The organism is Gordonia oryzae, assembly GCF_003797185.1.
GTDB classification, from domain to species: domain Bacteria; phylum Actinomycetota; class Actinomycetes; order Mycobacteriales; family Mycobacteriaceae; genus Gordonia; species Gordonia oryzae.
Genome location: NZ_RKMH01000020.1, coordinates 23,577 through 42,220 on the forward strand (window position 1 = coordinate 23,577; position 18,644 = coordinate 42,220).

Sequence of the window (18,644 nt, forward strand, 5' to 3'; positions counted from 1 at the left end):
GTCCACGACCTCGGAGGAACCACACATGCTGCGCACCATGATGACCTCGAAGATCCACCGCGCCACCGTAACCCAGGCCGACCTGCATTACGTCGGTTCGGTGACCATCGACGCCGACCTGCTCGAGGCCGCCGACCTGCTCGAGGGTGAGCAGGTCACCATCGTCGACATCACCAACGGCGCGCGACTCGAGACCTACGCGATCGCCGGTGAACGCGGTACCGGGGTCATTGGGATCAACGGGGCTGCAGCACATCTCGTCCATCCCGGAGATCTGGTGATCATCATCGCCTACGGTATTCTCGATGAGCGGGAGATCGCCGAATACCTACCGCACGTCGTCTTCGTCGACGAGTACAACCGGGTTCTCGAGCAGGGCACCGACCCGGCCCGCGCGCCGGAGGGGTCGGGGTTACGCGATCCTCGCCATGCCGACGAGCTCGCCGCCGCTCATGCGTGAGGCCGGCCACCTGCTGACGGGCGTCTTCCGCTGATGCTACTCACCGTCGAGATCGGCAACACGAACACCCATCTCGGCGTGTTCGCCGGTACGGGCACACATGCGCGACTGGTCCGCGACTGGCGCCTACACACCGAACCCGCGCGCACCGCAGACGAATTGGCTTTGCTGATCCAGGGACTCCTCGGCTCCGACATCGAGCAGGTCACCAGCGTCGCGGCCTTGTCGACGGTTCCGTCGCTGCTACGCGAGGTGCGGGTGATGGTCGGCCGGTACTTCGACAACCCGCACAATGTCATCCTGGAACCCGGTGTGCGCACCGGGGTTCCGCTGCTGGTCGACAATCCCAGAGAGGTGGGTACTGACCGCGTCGCGAATTGCCTTGCGGCCTTTCACACCTACGGCGGGCCGACCATCGTGGTGGCGTGCGGGACGGCGACCGTGGTCGACGCGGTGTCGGTCAGGGGCGAGTTCCTCGGCGGCGCCATCGCACCCGGCGTCGACCTCGGTGTCGAGGCGCTCAACGAACACACTGTCACTGTGCGCAAGGTGGAGTTGCTGCCGCCGCGCAGTGTCCTGGGCAAGAACACCGTCGAGGCCCTGCAGTCGGGCATCCTGTTCGGATTCGCCGGTCAGATCGACGGCCTGGTGAACCGCATCCGCAGCACGGTCGCGGGGCTCGACGGGGATGACGTGACCGTCGTGGCGACCGGCTACCTGGCACCGCTGATATATGACGAATGCTCGACGCTGACCACTCACCACACCCATCTCACCCTCGAGGGGCTACGTCTGGTGCACGAACGCACCAAGGCGTCCGTGCGACGCAAATAGCGCCGACAGCGCCCTGCACCGCGCCGACAGCGCCCTGCACTGCGCCGACAGCGCCTATGCGAGGGAAGCAGATCGACTTTTGCTCACCCGGTGCACAAATCCCGCTGACCCTGGACCCGCTGGCGTTCACTGTGGCACACTGAGCGACGTGATCACGAGCTGTCAGGAGTGTTGTCAGGGCTGAGTCCGCATCTGCGGTCGCCCTCCTTAGCGCTCCCCGCTCATTTTTCGATCACTCGAGGTTTCTCACCATGACCGCATCGGTCCAGGTTCTCGCACCCGTCTCTGCTCCCACACCCAACGGCCCGCTGTCGCTGCAGCCCAGCCGCTATGCCGAGGCTGTCGCCTCGGGAGCCGTTCCCGTCGACATCCGCAGCCACCGCAAGCGTCAGGCCGACGGTGCGCTGGTCGGGGCACTCGCACTCGACGCCGCCGAGGCACTCGATCTGCTCACCCCCGGATCGCCGACGGCACTGCGCTCGGCCACCCACGACGCCCGCTGGATTCTCGTCTCCGACGACGGCCACGAAGCCGAATGGCTGAGCTGGCATTTGCAGGCGCGGGGGGTGATCGGCACGGTGTTCGTCGTCGGCGGTCACCGCGGCCTGCGACGGGCGGGCATCAACGGCCGGATCAGGCAGGCCGAGCTCGACATCTTCTCGGTGCACTGACAGCGGTGCACTAGCAGCGGTGCACCTGATAACCGACACGGATGGCGATGGCCCCGAATGGCTGTTCGCCGAACTTGGTGGACGCTACCGCCACCGAATACGCTCACGGACGTGAGTGACGCGCCCGACGAGACGATTGCCGACGAGCAGACCCCCGAACAACTCCGCATCCGGCGGGAGAAGCGGGAGAGGATTCTCGACGAGGGCCGCCAGGCCTATCCGGTGGCGGTTGCGCGCACGCATACCCTCTCCGAGATCCGCGCGCAGTTCTCCGACCTGGAGGCCGGCACCGAGACCGGTGAGATGGTCGGTATCGCCGGCCGTGTCATCTTCTTGCGCAATAAGGGCAAGCTCTGCTTTGCCACGCTTCAGGAGGGCGACGGCACCCAACTGCAGGCGATGATCTCCTTCAACGGCGTCGGTGAGCAGTCCCTCGTGCGCTGGAAGGCCGAGGTCGACCTCGGCGACATTGTCTTCGTCCACGGCCAGGTGATCAGCTCTCGCACCGGGGAATTATCGGTGATGGCCGACGACTGGGAGATGGCGTCGAAGTCGTTGCGTCCCTTGCCCGTCGCGCACAAGGAGATGAACGAGGAGACGCGGGTGCGCCAGCGCTACGTGGATCTCATCATGCGGCCCGAGGCGCGCTCGATCGCCCGCACCAGGATCTCGGTGATGGCCGAACTGCGTGCGGCCCTGGGTAAGCGCGGATTCCTCGAGGTCGAGACGCCGATGCTGCAAACCCTGCATGGCGGCGCCGCGGCCCGGCCGTTCGTCACCCATTCCAACGCTTTCGACATCGACCTCTACCTGCGTATCGCGCCGGAATTGTTCCTCAAACGCTGCATCGTCGGCGGTATCGAGCGCGTCTTCGAGATCAACCGCAACTTCCGCAACGAGGGCGCAGACTCCACGCATTCGCCGGAGTTCGCGATGCTCGAGACCTATCAGGCATACGGCACCTATGACGACGCCGCGGTTATGACTCGTGAACTCGTCCAAGAGGTTTCGCAGCGTGCCTTGGGGACGCTGACGCCCACGATGGCCGACGGAGAGGTCTACGACCTCTCCGGCGAGTGGACCTCGTTGCAGATGTATCCCTCACTGTCGGAGGCGCTCGGGCAAGAGATCGTGCCCGACGGCGGTGCCGATCACCCCGGGTCCACTGTTGACGAGTTGCTGGACGTCGCGGCGAAGGTCGGGCTTCAGATCCCGACGGGTAAGGGCTACGGGCACGGCAAGCTCGTCGAGGAGTTGTGGGAGCACATGGTCGGCGAGAAGCTCTCGCAGCCGGTGTTCGTCCGTGACTTCCCGGTCGAGACCTCGCCGCTGGTCCGTGCGCATCGCAGCGTTCCCGGCGTCGTCGAGAAGTGGGACCTTTACGTCCGCGGATTCGAGCTGGCCACGGGCTACTCCGAGCTCGTCGACCCGGTCATCCAGCGTGCGCGCTTCGTCGACCAGGCGCGTCTGGCCGCCGCCGGTGACGACGAGGCCATGCGCCTCGACGAGGAGTTCCTCACCGCCATGGAGTACGGCATGCCGCCGACCGCGGGCACCGGTATGGGAATCGACCGGCTCCTGATGGCGCTGACCGGCCTCGGCATCCGCGAAACGATCCTGTTCCCGCTGGTCAAGCCGATCAGCTGAGAAGTAGGGGAAGAGTGTACTTCCCCTACTCTTTCGTGCGTCCCCGGGAGATCTGCGGCGGACGAACGGATGTCCTCAGGAAGAGCGCCGGGTCGGCGTGCGCGTCGACGTGGGTCCACTCATCCGGCGGTTCGAGTGTCGCGGTCTGCCGTCTCGCCACCGCCTCGTCGGCGTCGGAGGCATCGGGTCCCCGATCGACGATGCGGGAGATGCGTTCGGCCTCATCGAGTTCCAGCCACCATCCGGTGAAGTCGACGCCGGTCTCGGTGGCCACGGCGACGATCGCCTCCTGCTGTGCGGCACTGCCGAAGACGGCGTCGGCGACGACGCTCATGCCGCCTGCGAGATCCGTTGTGGCCAGCCGGTTGCACTCGTCGTAGACCACTGACCGGGCCTGCGGTGTGTAGGCCGAGCGCGGGAGCGTCTCGGCCTCGCCGACACCGGCGAGTCGCTTGCGCAGGATGTCGGTGCGCAGAATCCGTGCACCCGGCGCGGGCTCGAGGTCCCCACCGATCTTGCGGGCGACGGTGGTCTTCCCGGTGCCCGACCCACCGCCGATCGCCATCAGCCGCGGCGCGACCGGTTCGGTGAACCCCAGTGCGAGCGACAGGTAGCGTGTGGCGTCGTCAACGGCGTCCGCGGCGGCGCTGACATGCGCGCGGACCGTGGCCCGCACGGCGAGCATGATCGGCAGCAGGCAGAATCCGCCCTCGTCGTCGGGGGAGCGGTCGAGGTACTGGTTCACGACGACGTTCGCCTCATGTCGTAGGTCCCGCGCCCACAGATCCATCAGCAGAAACGCGAGGTCGTAGAGGACGTCGGTGGTCGCCATCTCCTCGTCGAACTCGAGGCAATCGAAAGGGACGGGACGGTCATCGATGATCGCGATGTTGCCCAGGTGCAGGTCACCGTGGACACGTCGCACCCGCCCTTGGCGGGCCCGGGCGTCGAGAATCGAGGAGCGTTCGGCGATCATCGCGGTGATCCGGCTCGTCAGACGCTGCGCCGTAGCGGGATCGATAACGTCGGGGAACGCCGACATGCTTGCCAGGTTCCCGTCGACCACCTCCTGCAATCGGGTCGCACCGTGCGGGTCGTCGCGGATCGGCGAGGACGCATGAAGGTCGACGATGCTCTCGGTGAGCTTTCGGAGAAAGGCGTCGTCGAGGTTGCCGGGCGCGGCCCGGTGGACCAGAAGTGCGTCGTCGTCGAAGCGCGTCATCTCCAGGACCCAGTCGAGCGTCTCGCCGGGCCCGTCGAGGGCGAGGCTGCCGTCATCGGCACGGCGGATCGCATGTACGGCCCGATAGACCTCCGGCGCGAACCGGCGATTGAGCGATAGCTCTCGCTGTAGGACATCGTGGCGCAGCTCAGGGGTGGAGAAGTCGAAGAACCGCAGGCGCACAGGGCGTTTCATCTTCCATGCGCGGGCGCCGTTGAGGAAGACGACAGCGCCGTGGGTGACGATCCGATCGGTGGGCAGGTCGGGGTCGAGGGCGCCTGCCGCGGTGAGCACATCGGTGGGGTCGGGGGTGGTCGACACCCTCCCATCCGACCACAGTCGTTCGGATCGTGCCGACCGGGCCCTCGCCCTTCTTGCCTGGATTTCCCCTCTTCTCCCGGAAATTTCCAGGGGAAGAACCGAAAACGTGTGGACGAACCCTCAGCCCAACTCGCGCTTGAGGATCTTTCCGGCCGCATTCCGGGGGAAGGCGTCGAGGACGACCACCGACCGCGGCACCTTGAAGTTCGCCAGATGCTCACGGGCGTAAGCGATCACACGGTCCTCGTCGAGGCCGGCGCCGTCGCGGACGGTGAGATAGGCGCGGCCCACCTCGCCAAGTCGGTCGTCGGGGACGCCGATCACCGCGCATTCGGTAACGCCGTCGAGGCGGGCGAGGGTCTGTTCGACCTCGGCTGGGTAGACGTTGAAGCCGCCGCAGATGTACATGTCCTTGAGTCGGTCGGTGATCCGCAGATTGCCGCGTCCGTCGATGGTGCCGATGTCGCCGGTATGCAGCCAGCCGTCGGCGTCGATTGCCTCAGCCGTCGCCTGGGGGTTGTCGAGGTAGCCGCGCATGACCATTTTTCCGCGCGCGAGTACCTCACCCCGCTCCGATATCGAGATCTCCATGCCCTTGAAAGCGCGCCCGCAGGTGGTTGCGACGGTGTTGTCATCGTCGTCGGGGGTACAGGTGGAGACAAACCCGCTGGCCTCGGTCAGCCCGTAGGCGGTGATGACGGTGTCGACGCCGAGGTCACGCTGGATACGTTCGACGAGGACCACCGGAACGATCGCTGCGCCGGTGACCACCAACCGAAGTGACGAGAGATCGAGGCTCTCGCGTGCAGGCTCGTCGAGGATGGTCTGAAAGATGGTCGGCGCTCCCGGGAAGACGGTGATCCGTTGCGCAGCAACCTGCTTTATGGCCTCGGCGGGCGAATACACGGCCTGCGGGAACATCGCCGACCCGAACAACACGCACGCCAAGATGCCCGCCTTGTAGCCGAAGGTGTGGAAGTACGGGTTCACCATGAGATAGCGGTCGTCGGGGGACAGGCGACCGTTGGCGCCCCACGAGTGTGAACCCGCGACGGTCTGCTGATGTTCGGCCAGTACGCCTTTGGATGTGCCGGTGGTGCCCGAGGTGAACAGGATGTCGGAGAGGTCGTCGGGGGCGACGTCGTCGGCGCGCGCCCGGGCCTGCGCGCGGGTCTCGTCGGTGGCACGGTCGAGGAAATCGGTCCAGTCGAGTGCACCGTCGGGTGTTTTTTGGTTGTCCGACAAACTAATCCGCACCACGAGGTCTGGCATCGCGTCGCGATGGGTGGTCATCAGTTCGGCGGCGTGATCGGCTCCGAGGAAGTCGCCGGAGACGACGACGGCACGCACCCCCGCCCGTCCGATCACGTCGACGGCCTCGCCGGCGGTGTAGCGGGTGTTCAGTGGTACGAGCACCGCACCGGCGTAATGGATGCCCAGTGCCGCAACCGGCCAGTGATGGCTGTTGGGTGACCACACCGCCACCCGATCTCCGTGCTCCACCCCCGACGCGATCAGGGCCGCGGCGGTATCGACGACCCGATCGTGCAATTGTGACCACGAGTACTCGACCGGACTGCTCCACTGGGCATCGGCCAGGGCGAGTCGATCCGGCCACTCGCGGGCCGCCCGACGCAGCGCGGACGGGGTCGTCGAGACGCTCTCCATGCTCCCCAACCTAGCACTTGCTTGGTAGGTTATGCTAGCGGTCATGACCTCGATCGATCTTGCCGACAGATCCCTGGATCTTGGCGAATGGGCAGCTCGGACGCCCGACGCCGACGCGGAGTTCGCCGTGGCGGTCCGTGGGTGGCTCGAGGAGAATCTCGCCGGTGGCTTCGCGTCGTTGCGTGGTCGCGGCGGCCCCGGCAGTGAACACGAGTTCTTCACCGAGCGCCTCGAGTGGGATCGTCACCTCGCGCGCGCCGGATGGACGTGCCTGGGCTGGCCGACGCGGCACGGCGGGCGCGGCGCCACGCTGAACCAGCGCATCATCTTCCACGAGGAGTACGCTCGCGCCGACGCCCCCGCTCGGGTCAACCATCTCGGCGAAGAGCTTCTCGGCCCGACGCTCATCGAATTCGGGACCGACGAGCAGAAACAGCGATTCCTGCCCGGCATCGTCGACGTGACCGAACTCTGGGCACAGGGCTACTCCGAGCCGGGTGCCGGATCGGATCTCGCAGGCGTGGCGACCACGGCGAGTCCGTCCGACGGGCGGTGGCAGATCAACGGGCAGAAGATCTGGACGTCCTTGGCGCACGTGGCACAGTGGGCGTTCGTGCTCTGTCGCACCGAGCCGGGCTCGACGCGGCACAAGGGGCTGAGTTTTCTGCTCGTCCCCCTCGACCAGGAGGGCGTCACCGTCCGGCCCATCCAACAACTCACCGGCACCTCGGAATTCAACGAGGTGTTTTTCGACGATGCGGTGACCGATGCCGACAACATCGTCGGTGATCCTGGTGACGGCTGGCGGGTCGCCATGGGACTGCTGCAATTCGAGCGCGGCGTCTCCACCCTTGGACAACAGGTCGGCTTCGCACGTGAACTCGACGCCGTCACCGATCTCGCGCGTGGCAACGGTGCTCTCGACAATCCGGAAGTCGCCACCCGCATCGCGCGCGCGGGTATCGGCCTGAGCGTGATGCGAGCCCACGCGCAAGCAGTGCTCGACGGCGTTGCCGGTGCCGACTCCGTCGGAAAACTCCTGTGGTCCAACTGGCATCGCGATCTCGGCGAGTTGGGAATGGCCGTGCGTGGCGCCTCGGCGTTGATCGGACCCGCGACCACCGCAGAGGGTGCGTTCAACGACCTCACCGATCCCGAACACGTCGAACTCGACGAGTGGCAACGGCTCTACCTTTTCACTCGCGCCGACACGATCTACGGCGGCTCGAACGAGGTGCAGCGCAACATCATCGCCGAGCGTGTGCTCGGCCTACCCCGAGAGGCCCGTGCATGACCATCCCGGACATCGACAACCGCCGTTCGCCGTTGGCCGACCCGCCGACGGAGACGCCTGGCCACGGACTTCTGTCGGGACGTAAGGTGGTGGTCACCGCCGCCGCGGGAACCGGCATTGGATTCGCCACTGCCAGAAGGGCACTGCTCGAAGGTGCCGATGTCCTCGTCAGCGACTGGCACGAACGCCGGCTCGGCGAGGCTGCCGAGAAGCTGTCCGCGGAGTTCGGTGACCGGACGGTCGCGCAGGCAACCTGCGATGTCTCCGACACCGCGCAGGTTGATGCGCTGATCGCGCGTGCCGCAGACGAACTCGGCCGCATCGATGTTCTGGTCAACAACGCCGGACTCGGTGGCGAGACCCCGGTCGCCGACATGACCGACGAACAGTGGGACCGCGTCGTCGACATCACCTTGAATGGCACCTTCCGTGCCACGCGTGCTGCCCTGCGCCACTTTCGGTCCGTCGAACACGGCGGCGTCATCGTCAACAACGCCTCGGTACTGGGCTGGCGCGCCCAACGCGGACAAGCCCACTACGCCGCCGCCAAGGCCGGAGTGATGGCACTGACCCGTTGTGCTGCAGTCGAAGCCGCCGAATTCGGGGTGCGCATCAATGCGGTTGCGCCGTCGATCGCCAAGCATCCCTTCCTCGCGAAGGTCACCAGCGACGAACTGCTCGACGAGCTCGCCGCGCACGAGGCATACGGACGTGCCGCGGAGGTCTGGGAGGTCGCGGCCACCATCGCGATGCTCGCCAGCGACTACACCACCTATCTCACCGGCGAGGTCGTCTCGATCTCCAGCCAGCGAGCCTGACCCCGAACACCCACCAGGAGAACTGATGTCACCCCAAGCCTATATCGTCGACGTCGTCCGAACACCGGTCGGCAAGCGTAACGGCTCGCTGGCCAAGACTCATCCCGCCGATCTCGGCGCCCACGTCATCACCGCGATCCTCGAGCGCACCGGCATCGATCCGATGGTCGTCGACGACGTGGTCTTCGGATGCGTCGACGCTATCGGGCCGCAGGCGGGCAACATCGCCCGCACTGCGTGGGTCGCCGCCGGTGGGCCGCTCGCCATCCCGGGCACCACCGTCGACCGGCAATGCGGATCCTCGCAGCAGGCGATCCATTTCGCCGCGCAAGGCGTGATGAGCGGTACCCAGGACGTGGTGCTCGCCGGTGGGGTGCAGAACATGAGTGCCATCCCGATCAGTCAGGCCATGATCGCCGGCCAGGAATTCGGATTCACCACGCCGACAGCCGAATCCGCCGGGTGGCGGGAGCGCTTCGGTGACGCCGAGATCTCGCAATTCGCGGGCGCAGATGCGATGGCGGTGCGCTGGGACATCAGCCGCGAGGACATGGAGGCGTGGGCGCTGCAGTCGCATCAGCGCGCGGCGCAGGCCATCGCCGCGGGTCATTTCGACAACGAGCTCGCGCCGCTCGGTGACTGCGTCGTCGACGAATGTCCGCGCGAGACGTCGCTGGAGAAGATGGCAGGGCTCGCACCGTTGGCGCAGGGATCGCGGCTGACCGCCGCCGTAGCCTCCCAGATCTCCGATGGCGCGTCGGCCGCGCTCGTGGTGTCCGAGAAGGCTTTGGCCGAGTACGGGCTGACCCCGCGGGCCCGTATCCATCACCTCTCGGTGCGCGGCGACGACCCGGTCATGATGTTGTCTGCACCGATCCCCGCGACCGCATACGCACTGGAGAAGACGGGCCTGTCCATCGAGGACATCGACGCTATCGAGATCAACGAGGCCTTTGCCTCGGTGGTGCTTGCCTGGCTCAAGGAGACCGGCGCCGACCCGGCGAAGGTCAACCCCAACGGCGGTGCCATCGCCCTCGGCCATCCGCTCGGTGCGACCGGTGCCAAGCTCTTCGCCACGCTGCTGAATGAACTCGAACGCACCGGCGGACGGTACGGGCTGCAGACGATGTGCGAGGGAGGCGGCACGGCCAACGTGACCATCATCGAGCGTCTGGGCTGACCGGCGGGTGGTTCGCCGAGAGCGCCCGCCACGACGCCGACGGCGCTCTGTAGGACGCCGAGAGCGCCCGCCACGACGCCGACGGCGCCCTGTTAGGCGCTGTCGGCGCCCCGCCGAGCGCTGTCGGCGAACAATCGGGCGTTGTCGGCCCCCCGCCGGGCGCTGTCGGCGAGCAAGCGGGCGCTGTCGACGCTCCGCCGAGCGCTGTCGGCGAGCAAACGGGCGCTGTCGACGCCCCGCCGGGCGCTGTCGGCGAACAAACGGGCGCTGTCGCGAGGGATCTGGGAACACGTGTAGCCACTTCATTGTGACGTGACGCATACTATGGTGAACGAGCGAACGGAAACGTCTCAGCGACGGTCGCGAGACGCCGCTCGACCCAGGGAGGGTGGCGAATGACCAAACCTGCTGACGTGACCAGCACGACCGAGGGACGTGTCTCCTCAGAGGCGCATTCGATGACCGAACTGCTCGAGATCCAGCGTGCGGCCTTCCTGCGGGACGGCATCCCGGACGCGGCGACCCGCATCGACCGCATCACCCGGCTCTCGTCGCTGCTGCTCGATCACGGTGACGAGATCGCCGAGGCGCTGACCGTCGACTTCGGTTCGCGGCCAAGGGAACTGAGCATCGCCGCGGACGTTGCGGGCTGCATGATCGACCTCACCCACCAGCGGCGCGGGGTCAAGGAGTGGATGGCCGATTCCGTGTCGGCGCGTGTGCAGGGAGCCCTCGGCTTCAAGCAGCGGGTGCGTCACGATCCGCTCGGCGTCGTCGGCATCATGGGCCCCTGGAATTTCCCGCTGCAGCTGACCTTCGTGCCCGCGGCGTCGGCGTTCGCGGCCGGCAACCGGGTGCTGATGCGCCCGTCGTCGATCACCGCGCGCACCACCGGCGTGATCGCCAAGTACGCCCCCGACTACTTCTCGATCGAGGAACTTGCGGTCATCACGCCCACGCACGGGTCGGGATCGGATTTCGCGAAACTCACCGTCGACCACATGTTCTTCACCGGTTCGCCCGAGGTCGGTTCCTCGGTGGCCCAGGAGGCCGCAAAGAATCTGGTGCCGGTAACCCTCGAACTCGGCGGCAAGAACCCGGCCGTCGTCGACGTCTCCGCCGATATCGACAAGGCGGCCAAGATGCTCGCCGACGCCCGAATGGTCAACGGCGGTCAGGTCTGCCTGTGTCCCGACTACGTCTTCGTGCCGGAGGCCAGACTCGGTGAGTTCACCGACAAGGTGATGGCCCGCTGGACCGCCAACTTCGCGACGATCTACGACAATCCCGAGTACACCTCGACGATCAACCAGAAGAACTACGAGCGCATCGTCGGGCTGATCGACGACGCGGTCTCGCTCGGCGCCGAGAAGCGACAGGTCATCCCCGGTGGTGAACCGTTGCCGTCGGCCGAGCGTCGCAAGATCCCGCCGACCCTGCTCACCGGGGTCAAGTCGGGGATGAAAATCACCGAGGACGAGGTCTTCGGTCCGGTGCTCACGGTGTACCCGTACCGGGATCTCACCGAGGCGATCAGCTACATCGCCGGCCACCCGCACCCGCTGACGATGTACTGGTGCGGCGACGACAACGACAACTTCGCGCGGCTGGCCGACAACACCCGCAGCGGGTCGATCAACGGAAACGACTTCGCGCTGCACATGTTCGGTGCCGAGCTGCCGTTCGGTGGCATCGGGCGCAGCGGGATGGGTAGTTACCACGGCAAGACCGGCTTCGAGACCTTCAGTCATGCACGAGCCGTGGCCTTTTCGACGATGCCGTTCTCCGTGGCCGAGATGATGTCGCCGCCGTTTACCAACCGCGACAAGAAGTTGACCAACGGTCAGCTGAAGCTGTGGACCAAGCTCAATGCGCGGGCACAGAAGAAGGTCCGTAAGCGCTGAATCCCCTGGCGGGCGCCACCCCCGTACCCAAGCGCTTGCTAGGGTACGGGGGTGGCGCCACGTAACGGAACTTCCCGACGCGACGAATTGCTGACGACGGCGAGTCGGATGTTCGCGGAGCAGGGTCTGCGGTCGACGACAGTGCGCGACATCGCCGATGCCGCAGGTATTCTCTCGGGGAGTCTCTATCATCACTTCGATTCCAAGGAGTCGATGGTCGACGAGATCCTGCGGGGTTTCCTCGACGCCCTGTTCGCCCGCTATCGGCAGATCGCCGACGCCGGTCTGTCGGCTGCCGAGACGCTGCGGCAGCTGGTGATTGCCTCATTCGAGTCCATCGACGCCGATCACCATGCGGTGGCCATCTATCAGGACGAGGCCAAACGCCTTGCCCCGCAGGATCGTTTCTCCTATATCGGCGACCGCAATCAGGAGTTTCGCGGGCTGTGGCATTCGGTGCTGGCGCGTGGGGTCGCCGATGGTGAGTTCCGCGCCGACCTCGACGTCGAACTCGTCTACCGCTTCTTGCGCGACACGGTGTGGGTGGCGGTCCGCTGGTATCGGCCGGGCGGATCGTTGAGTGTGGAGCAGATCGCCGACCAATACTTGTCCGTGGTTCTCGACGGCATCCTGCCGCGCTGAGCTTCCTTCCACCGGGGTCGCGCTGGGTTCGGGTCACTGTCGGCGTCGTTGTCCGACCACGGGTTTCGGTTGGTTGGACGGCCGAGTAATTTGTGTGGTCGACAACACCCTGCGGGTAACGGAGGCAGTGATGGGACCGGAATTCAGCGAATCGACCGACGCCGCGATCCGGACGGCGCGTGAACACTCGATCGGCGCGTTGCTGCATCGCAGCGCCCAGCGCAGCCCCGAGAAGATAGCGATCATCGACGGGGACCGCACACTGACGTTCGCGCAGTTCGATTCTGCGGTGAACCGGTGCGCCAACACCCTGACCGCGCGAGGTCTCCAGCGCGGAGACCGGTTGGCGCTGATCAGTCACAACTGCTGGCAGTTCGGGGTTCTCACCTTCGCGACCGCGCGACTCGGGGTGATTCTTGTGCCCATCAACTTCGGGCTCGGCGCCGAGGAGATCGCGTTCATCCTGACCCACAGCGGGGCACGCGGAGTCGTCGTCGAGGATGCACTCGGGCCGACGCTGATCACGGCGATCGACCTCGCCGCCGCCGCTGTCGACATCCGCGGATGGATCGCCCTGTCCGGTGCCGCGCCGATGGACGGGTGGGAGGATGCCACCGCATGGATGACCTCCGGCGATGCGACTGCGCCCGGCATCGTCGTCGGCGACGATGAGCCGGTGCGGATGATGTACACCTCGGGCACCGAGTCCCGCCCCAAGGGGGTGCTGCTCTCCAGTAAATCACTGATCACACAGTATGTTTCGTGCATCGTCGACGGCGGAATGTCGGGTGAGGACGTCGAGATCCACTCGCTGCCGATGTATCACTGCGCGCAACTCGACTGCTTCTTCGCCACCGACATCTACCTCGGGGCGACCAGCATCATCCTGCCCGCGCCCGATCCGGCGACGATCCTGGCGACCATCGAGTCCGCACGCGTCACCAAACTGTTCTGCCCGCCGACGGTATGGATCGCGCTGCTGCGTCACCCCGACTTCGATACGCGCGACCTGTCGTCGCTGCGCAAGGGGTATTACGGCGCCTCGCCGATGCCGGTAGAGATCCTGCGCGAGTTGTCGCGGCGGTTGCCCGACGTGCTGTTGTGGAACTTCTACGGCCAGACCGAGATGTCGCCGCTGGCGACCATTCTGCAGCCGCATGAGCAGATCGACCGGGCGGGGTCGGCCGGGCGGGCATCTTTGAATGTCGAGACCAAGGTCGTCGACGACGACGACAATCCGGTACCGGTGGGGGAGGTCGGCGAGATCGTGCATCGCAGTCCCCATGCGGCACTGGGCTATTACCAGGACGAGGAGAAGACCGCGGCGGCATTCGGCAATGGATGGTTCCACTCCGGCGACCTCGGCATCATCGACGCCGACGGCTACCTCTCGGTGGTCGACCGTAAAAAGGACATGATCAAGACCGGCGGGGAGAACGTCGCCTCACGTGAGGTCGAGGAGGCGATCTATCTGCTCGACGGGGTGGCCGAGGTCGCGGTATTCGGTGTGCCACATCCCAAGTGGATCGAGGCGGTCACCGCCGTCGTCGTCCCGAAAGACGGCGCGACTCTGACCGAGGAGGCCGTTGCAGCCCATCTCGAGCCGATCCTCGCCGGATACAAGCGGCCTAAATACATCGTGTTCGCCGATGTTCTGCCGAAGAATCCGAGCGGCAAGATCCTCAAGAAGGATCTGAGAATCGAGCACAACGGGATCGCGGGCTAGGGTGTGTCTCCCAATTCTTCTGCGAGGGATTGGCGCAATCGGGCCGCCAAGACCCGCCAAGGGAATTGGGAGACACACCTTAGGTCTCGACCCACCGACTCGTAAACCGCCGGCCGGCGAAGACTGGACAAACTCCTGTCTGAGTCGCAAGAATGGGGCTTGCTGACGGTTCCATCCGTGCGGGTCGGCGGGATCTCGTAAATGTGACTTTCTGTCAGTCTCCCGGTCCGTCTGCATCCTGTGATGACCGAATCTGCCCGGCGCGGCCGAGGTGATACGGTGGTGGCGCCATCCGAACAGGCCGGCAAGTCAGCGTGAGTTCTCGAGCATCTGAGGTTGACGGCCGACAAGGGCGCCCACCCGGATCGTGCCGGACTTCTACCAGCGGTCGGTGTGGTGGCCAGCGGCATCATTGTTATGGGTTGCTTGGGGGAAGAGATGATCGACGTCAACCGATACCGCGCTGTGCTCGCGCATGCGGGGTCACTCGATATGGGGGACTGGTCGACTGAGTCAGTGGACAGAGCAGTGCGCGGCAGCTTTGCATCTCCGTTCGACGCTGGGCAGCGCGAGGTCGCTCATAGCGACTGTAACGTCGTCGTCCGCGTCGACGGAGTGATTGCCGAACAGGCGACGCTCGATGATCTCGCCGCGTGCCTGCGCGCGACCGAGGACCACTTTGGTGTGTCTGCACAGGTGATCGGTGGGTATTCGGACGGCACTGTGTTCCACTGGTGGCGGGAATCGCGCAAGACCTCGTCGTTCAGGTGGGGCCGACGATCTCGCGGCGGTTCGTCAGCGGTGATCTACGCGGTCGAATACTGCGATGGCACAGTGCGCATCGCTGTGCATCCGGCTGAGCGGTTCGAGCGCGAGGTCGCCACAATGGGCGAGTACGGGGATGGTCCGTTCGACGCGCCGCTGTGTCCCGCATGGACCGGTGTCCGAGCGCGGACGGGCGACAAGCTTAGCGGAATGCTCAGTCCTGGAATGCGATTCGTCACCGACTGGGCAGACCTGACCGAGGCGCTCGAGCGGTCCGTCGTGGTACTCAGTCGCACGCTCGTTGTTCTCCGCGACGGGATGTCGGTGGTGTTCGCACCGGAGGGGCACCCAGAACGTTTCGTTCGGTTCTTGATCGACGACGAAGACGGATTCCTCTTCGCGGAGGCGGCTCGGGGTTGGGGCGGGCCGGACGATTCGGTATTGGCCGATCTCGGGTGGCAATTGTCCGATGATCAACCCGCCGATGATCAACCCACCATGCGGTCGATCCATATCGATCCCGTTGCCGACGCCGGGACCATCGCCCACTTGATCGCCTCGACGTTGAAGACCTTCGGCGCGCGACTGCCCCAGAATGAGGACGATCCGGATATCGTGCTCTGCCAGACAAACTATGTTTCCGCCGGGCCCTTCGACGGTTGCCGGTTCACCATCTACGGCCTGCATGTCATCGAAGTTGCCTGAGCGGCCGGCAACCACCCCATCCGGCGAAGATGCTCCGGAATCATCTGGTTTTGATCGATTGATCAGTCCGGCTGGGCGCCGGTGCCCCGCGTAGGGCAGAGAGCCTACTCAGCAGGCGAACTCGTGATGCGTCGTCGACCACTGTGTGATGCACGAACTCTCCTCGGCCGACCGCACATTCGATGGTCAGCGGCACGTCCTGGTCATAGAGGATGTCGACGAGGTGGACGAAGCGACGGGCACTCTGGCGGTCGGTTGCGGCGAGGCCGGGCACGCCGCTGACAGTCCACGAACGGTACCGGCGTGCAAGGTGAAGGTAGTCGGCGGCCCCGAGCGGTCGGCCACAGATCTCCTCGAACGTCACCCCGATGTGGTCGGGAGTCGAGTCCCACGCGAAGAAGTTGCGCCCGTTGACCGACTCGGGTTGTGGCACTCGATGTGTCGGTGCGGCACGGACGGTGGTCCACATGCCGCCGGCGAACCCTTGGTCGTGGTGTGCGCCGGCCCGGTACCGTGCGCGGTAGTCCGTTCCACCATCGATTTCTACTGTTGAACAGTGCATTTCAATGAAGTCGATGCTCGGCAGAAACGTGGCGTGGAGTAACGGGTGGGGCATCAGATCAGGAGGTCGATGATTGGATGTGATGATCAGGCGAATGTCGCGCTCGATCGCTCGCCGGATCACCGCGTCGATGTAGATCCCGTCGGCGCGGTCGTCGACGGTCAACTCGTCGAAGCACAGGACCCGGATACCCGACGTGATCGTCGCGAGTGCTCCCTCGAGGCCGCGGCCTTTGATCAGCGCATCGAGGTCACGTCCGAACTCATGCCAATGGAGCCGCCGTGCGCACTTCGGGGGCAAGGCGCCGAGGTAGGTGTCGACCAGCCACGTCTTCCCCCGGCCCACCGGCCCGGTGAGATAGAGATGATCTCGACCCGAGAGATGCTGCGCAGCAACGATCTGGGACGGATCCAGTCGAAAGCCGGCGCGGGTCGCGGCCTCGACGAAGACATCGTTGCCCACGGGCGGCGCGGATTGTTTTCGGCGACCGAACATTGTCCAGACTCTATCATCGTAGAGTCTGGCTATTATGTGACGTGTGTCCCGTCCCGATCGCCGCTGCCAGATTGCCGATGCCGCGCTGGGACTCGCGGCGTCCGGGGGCACGCACGCTCTCACGCATCAGGCGATCGATCGTCGGCTCGATCTGCCGAAGGGATCGACCTCGTACTATTTCCGCACGCGTGAAGCGCTATTGCTCGCCGCCGCCGACCGGCTGATCACCCTCTCCCGTGAGCGGTTCCACGTGGTGCTCGGGCAACCCGGCGCTTCCAGCGACCCGGTCGAGGTGATCAGCGAGTATGTGACCGGACTCGTTACCGATCGTGTGGCCGAGGTGATCGCGCGCCAGGCACTGTTACTCGACCTCGGAATCGGAGACGACGTCCGCGGGCGTTTGCGTCGGTGCATGTTCTCCGAGGATGCGGCCGCAGGACTGATGGAGTCGCTGGGGTCCGCGCAGCCGCACGTGGCGGCCCGGCGGTTGGTGACCGTCCTGGAGGGAGTGGTCTACAGCCACACCCAAGGTCTCGAGCGGGACGAGCCGCACTCCTCGCGTCGCGGCGTCATCGCCGATCTCGTTACGCGAACCCTCCTCACACTGCGCTGACCGGCGCGGCGAGTGCGTGTAGACGCTCGTGTGCCTGCGTCATGATCGATTGGATCAACTCGTCGCAGCTCGGCAGATCTTCGATCAATCCGACGACCTGACCCGAGGCGAGGACGCCCGCGCGGGTGTCGCCCTCGACGAGTCCGGCGCGCAACAACATTGGGGTGTTGCCTGCCATGATGATCTGCTGCCAGCTACGTTCCCCCGACCGTCGCATGGCGCGGCCGTCACGCAGCATCGTCGTCCAGCGCATTCCGGTCAGCTGCTTGAACTCGTTGGCGTTACGGGCTGCGGCGAGAAGGGCTTTGACGGAGCTGCCGCTCTCCAGCGCCTCGACGAGTGGGGTGCGCAGGACCCGATGCGGCATCCCGTCGACCTTCAACGACACCACCGTGTCGCCGAGGCCACGAGCCAGATATTCCTGCTTGACGGCGTCGGGCACCGCCGAATCCGAGGTCAGCAGGAAGCGCGTCCCCATCGCCATCCCCTGCGCGCCATACGCCAGGGCGGCGGCCAGTCCGCGACCGTCGAAGAATCCGCCGGCCGCCACCACCGGCATGTCGGATCCGTTCTTTGTGAGGGCATCGAGTACCGACGGCAGCAGCAATGTGGTGGCGACCGGTCCGGTGTGTCCGCCGCCCTCGCCGCCCTGCACGATCACCGCGTCGGCGCCCCAGGAGGCTACCTTCACCGCGTGCTTGGCCGCGCCGATCGACGGGATTACCACCACACCATGCTCTTTGAGCTTGGTGATCAGCTCCTTCTTGGGCGCCAGCGCGAACGAGGCGACCTTGACGCCCTCCCGGATCATCAGGTCGATCCGCTGAGGTGCGTCGGTGGCGTCGGCGCGGATGTTGACCCCGAAGGGCTTATCGGTCAACGCTTTCGTTTTGGCGATGGCCGCTTCGAGTTCGTCATAGGTCATCGTTGCCGACGCGAGGATTCCCAGACCGCCGGCGTTGGCTGTCGCCGACGTCAGCGACGGCCCAGACACCCAGCCCATCCCGGTCTGGACGATCGGGTACTCGATGCCGACGAGATCGGTGAAGCTCGTAGGCAGGGGCGCGGCGCGCCTGGCACCCGTTGGGGCAGAGCCGGTCATACCATCTCCGGTCAT

17 protein-coding genes are annotated in these 18,644 nt (G+C 65.7%); 13 read left to right on the top strand and 4 right to left on the bottom strand.

Annotated features, from left to right (window positions below):
• The first annotated feature begins 25 nt into the window (after positions 1–25).
• From panD to lysS, 4 genes are all read left to right on the top strand, one after another.
• Positions 26–460: an aspartate 1-decarboxylase gene (panD, locus tag EF294_RS19710; protein ID WP_123932676.1), complete on the top strand. Its 435-nt coding sequence runs from the start codon at positions 26–28 to the stop codon at positions 458–460.
• 33 nt (positions 461–493) lie between these two features.
• Entirely contained in the window at positions 494–1,294 is an 801-nt protein-coding gene (locus tag EF294_RS19715) for a type III pantothenate kinase (RefSeq protein ID WP_123932678.1), read from the top strand.
• A 251-nt stretch (positions 1,295–1,545) separates the two neighbouring features.
• Positions 1,546–1,965 (top strand): rhodanese-like domain-containing protein, encoded by a 420-nt coding sequence (locus tag EF294_RS19720; protein ID WP_123932680.1) that lies wholly within the window; start codon positions 1,546–1,548, stop codon positions 1,963–1,965.
• 111 nt (positions 1,966–2,076) lie between these two features.
• A complete protein-coding gene (gene lysS / locus EF294_RS19725) occupies positions 2,077–3,612 on the top strand; it encodes a lysine--tRNA ligase (RefSeq protein WP_123932682.1) in 1,536 nt (511 codons plus the stop codon).
• A gap of 25 nt (positions 3,613–3,637) precedes the next feature.
• Here lysS and EF294_RS19730 read toward each other — a convergent pair whose 3' ends face one another.
• Both EF294_RS19730 and EF294_RS19735 read right to left on the bottom strand, forming a co-directional pair.
• Entirely contained in the window at positions 3,638–5,155 is a 1,518-nt protein-coding gene (locus EF294_RS19730; RefSeq protein ID WP_123932684.1) for a bifunctional aminoglycoside phosphotransferase/ATP-binding protein, read from the bottom strand.
• Positions 5,156–5,275: 120 nt separating this feature from the next.
• Complete coding sequence (locus EF294_RS19735) at positions 5,276–6,823, bottom strand: FadD3 family acyl-CoA ligase (RefSeq protein ID WP_123932744.1); 1,548 nt, start codon at positions 6,821–6,823, stop codon at positions 5,276–5,278.
• 43 nt (positions 6,824–6,866) lie between these two features.
• On the opposite strand from EF294_RS19735, the gene EF294_RS19740 reads away from it, so the two are divergent.
• The 8 genes from EF294_RS19740 to EF294_RS19770 all read left to right on the top strand — a co-directional run bounded on the left by EF294_RS19740 (position 6,867) and on the right by EF294_RS19770 (position 15,857).
• Positions 6,867–8,117, top strand: a complete 1,251-nt coding sequence (locus EF294_RS19740; protein WP_123932686.1) for an acyl-CoA dehydrogenase family protein — start codon at positions 6,867–6,869, stop codon at positions 8,115–8,117.
• Entirely contained in the window at positions 8,114–8,935 is an 822-nt protein-coding gene (locus EF294_RS19745) for an SDR family oxidoreductase (protein ID WP_123932688.1), read from the top strand. Before EF294_RS19740 ends, EF294_RS19745 begins: the two co-directional genes overlap by 4 nt.
• A 22-nt stretch (positions 8,936–8,957) precedes the next feature.
• Positions 8,958–10,115: an acetyl-CoA C-acetyltransferase gene (locus tag EF294_RS19750; protein ID WP_123932746.1), complete on the top strand. Its 1,158-nt coding sequence runs from the start codon at positions 8,958–8,960 to the stop codon at positions 10,113–10,115.
• A gap of 141 nt (positions 10,116–10,256) precedes the next feature.
• Positions 10,257–10,412, top strand: coding sequence for a hypothetical protein (locus EF294_RS21605; RefSeq protein WP_185091165.1), 156 nt, complete (start codon positions 10,257–10,259; stop codon positions 10,410–10,412).
• Between the two features lie 98 nt (positions 10,413–10,510).
• Positions 10,511–12,019, top strand: coding sequence for an aldehyde dehydrogenase family protein (locus EF294_RS19755; RefSeq protein ID WP_123932690.1), 1,509 nt, complete (start codon positions 10,511–10,513; stop codon positions 12,017–12,019).
• 51 nt (positions 12,020–12,070) lie between these two features.
• Positions 12,071–12,661, top strand: a complete 591-nt coding sequence (locus EF294_RS19760) for a TetR/AcrR family transcriptional regulator (protein WP_123932692.1) — start codon at positions 12,071–12,073, stop codon at positions 12,659–12,661.
• Between the two features lie 130 nt (positions 12,662–12,791).
• On the top strand, positions 12,792–14,387 hold the full coding sequence (locus EF294_RS19765) for an acyl-CoA synthetase (protein ID WP_123932694.1): 1,596 nt from the start codon (positions 12,792–12,794) through the stop codon (positions 14,385–14,387).
• A 336-nt stretch (positions 14,388–14,723) separates the two neighbouring features.
• Positions 14,724–15,857, top strand: a complete 1,134-nt coding sequence (locus EF294_RS19770; RefSeq protein ID WP_123932696.1) for a hypothetical protein — start codon at positions 14,724–14,726, stop codon at positions 15,855–15,857.
• 40 nt (positions 15,858–15,897) lie between these two features.
• On the opposite strand, the gene zapE is transcribed toward EF294_RS19770, so the two are convergent.
• Positions 15,898–16,914, bottom strand: a complete 1,017-nt coding sequence (gene zapE / locus EF294_RS19775) for a cell division protein ZapE (protein ID WP_123932698.1) — start codon at positions 16,912–16,914, stop codon at positions 15,898–15,900.
• Between the two features lie 43 nt (positions 16,915–16,957).
• Between zapE and EF294_RS19780 the strand changes: the two genes are divergently transcribed.
• A complete protein-coding gene (locus EF294_RS19780) occupies positions 16,958–17,527 on the top strand; it encodes a TetR/AcrR family transcriptional regulator (protein ID WP_123932700.1) in 570 nt (189 codons plus the stop codon).
• On the opposite strand, the gene EF294_RS19785 is transcribed toward EF294_RS19780, so the two are convergent.
• A complete protein-coding gene (locus tag EF294_RS19785) occupies positions 17,514–18,644 on the bottom strand; it encodes an NAD(P)H-dependent flavin oxidoreductase (protein WP_123932702.1) in 1,131 nt (376 codons plus the stop codon). The two genes, EF294_RS19780 and EF294_RS19785, sit on opposite strands and share 14 nt — an antisense overlap.

Coding starts and splice junctions, on each gene's coding strand:
- EF294_RS19755 (WP_123932690.1), top strand. CDS start 10,511: ATGACCAAACCTGCTGACGTGACCAGCACGACCGAGGGACGTGTCTCC.
- EF294_RS19740 (WP_123932686.1), top strand. CDS start 6,867: ATGACCTCGATCGATCTTGCCGACAGATCCCTGGATCTTGGCGAATGG.
- EF294_RS19715 (WP_123932678.1), top strand. CDS start 494: ATGCTACTCACCGTCGAGATCGGCAACACGAACACCCATCTCGGCGTG.
- EF294_RS19765 (WP_123932694.1), top strand. CDS start 12,792: ATGGGACCGGAATTCAGCGAATCGACCGACGCCGCGATCCGGACGGCG.
- EF294_RS19720 (WP_123932680.1), top strand. CDS start 1,546: ATGACCGCATCGGTCCAGGTTCTCGCACCCGTCTCTGCTCCCACACCC.
- panD (WP_123932676.1), top strand. CDS start 26: ATGCTGCGCACCATGATGACCTCGAAGATCCACCGCGCCACCGTAACC.
- EF294_RS19735 (WP_123932744.1), bottom strand. CDS start 6,823: ATGGAGAGCGTCTCGACGACCCCGTCCGCGCTGCGTCGGGCGGCCCGC.
- EF294_RS19745 (WP_123932688.1), top strand. CDS start 8,114: ATGACCATCCCGGACATCGACAACCGCCGTTCGCCGTTGGCCGACCCG.
- zapE (WP_123932698.1), bottom strand. CDS start 16,914: ATGTTCGGTCGCCGAAAACAATCCGCGCCGCCCGTGGGCAACGATGTC.
- EF294_RS19785 (WP_123932702.1), bottom strand. CDS start 18,644: ATGACCGGAGATGGTATGACCGGCTCTGCCCCAACGGGTGCCAGGCGC.